The following is a 1,434-nucleotide window of genomic DNA, read 5'->3' on the forward strand; positions in this document are numbered from 1 at the left end:
TGGCCATGTCGCTCTTGTTGCCACGTCACCTGCCCGTCCGCTCGCCGTGCAGGTAGCCCGCTATGCTGCCTCATCCGGCTTTGTTCTGGCAGGCCTGCAAAGGGTTCCGGACCCCAGACCGCCCCGCTTTTCCTGAATCGCTGATCCGTATGCCGGTCTGATCTTTTTAGGCCGCGCGTTCCGTTCCGATCATTCAGGACCTGTTTCATGATTGCCTTGACACGCAAGGGACCGGCGCTCAATCGCCGGAAATTCGTCACAGGGCTGGCGGGGCTCGGCGTTGCCTCGTCCGCCCGCGCGATGCCCGCCATGACGCCCGCGGCACACATATCTGACCCCTCAGCCATTCCGCCTGCGCCCGCCTCCACGTATGACCTGACTGTCGATACGGCACCCTGGCAGGTCGGCAAGCGCAGGGGCCGCGCCTTTACGGTCAATGGAAGCGCTCCTGCCCCCACCCTCCGCTGGCGCGAGGGTGACGAGATGGTGCTGAATGTCATCAACCATCTTGATCAGCCTACCTCGATCCACTGGCATGGCATCAGGCTGCCAGCCAACATGGACGGTGTGCCGGGCCTGAGTTTTGCCGGTATTCCTGCCAAGGGTCGCTACACTTACCGTTTCCCGCTGCGCCAATCGGGCACGTACTGGTATCACAGCCATTCCGGCATGGAGGAGGCGCAGGGGCTTTTTGGCGCGCTGGTGATCGATCCGGCAGGGCCGCCGCTCCATCACTATGAGCGGGATTACGTTCTCGTCCTGTCAGATTGGAGCGATGTCGCGCCGCATGACATCGTCAGCAATCTGAAGCAGCAGGACGATTATTACAATTTCCGCCAGCGCAGCGTCGCCTCGCTGTTTCATGAAGCCCGCCAGCATGGATTGCATGACGCTCTGGCGAGCCGCCTGATGTGGTCGCGCATGAGGATGTCCGCCACGGATATCTCTGATGTCAGCGGGGTGATTTACAGTTACCTCATCAACGGGCAATCACCGGATGACAACTGGACCGGCCTGTTTTCCCCGGGCGAGCGGATCCGGCTGCGTGTCGTCAATGCGTCGGCCATGACCCTTTTCGACTTACGGATACCGGGGCTCGATTTCGATATCATTGCTGCTGATGGATCGGATGTTGAGCCCGTGCGTGTTGAGGAATTCCGCATCGGACCGGCTGAAACCTATGATCTGATCGTCACCCCGACCGACAACCGAGCATGGACAATCTTCATCCAGCCGGAAGACCGCACCGGCTTCGCACGCGGCACACTCGCTCCCGCCATGGGGATGATGGGGCCCGTCCCCCCCATGGACCCGCGGCCCGTACGCAGCATGATCGATATGGGAATGGGGCGCGTGGAGAACGGCCCGGCTGGCATGAGCGGCATGAGCGGCATGAGCGGCATGAGCGGCATGAGCGGCATGAGCGGCATGAGC

1 protein-coding gene is annotated in these 1,434 nt (G+C 61.9%); it reads left to right on the plus strand.

Features of this window, described 5'->3' with window-relative positions; translation table 11 throughout:
* Positions 1-207: 207 nt before the first annotated feature.
* The coding region (locus P792_RS25205) for a copper resistance system multicopper oxidase (RefSeq protein ID WP_023978078.1) at positions 208-1,434 on the plus strand (1,227 nt) is incomplete at its 3' end.

Origin of the sequence: Asaia sp. SF2.1 (assembly GCF_000505765.1) — a bacterium.
Classification (GTDB): Bacteria; Pseudomonadota; Alphaproteobacteria; order Acetobacterales; family Acetobacteraceae; genus Asaia; species Asaia bogorensis.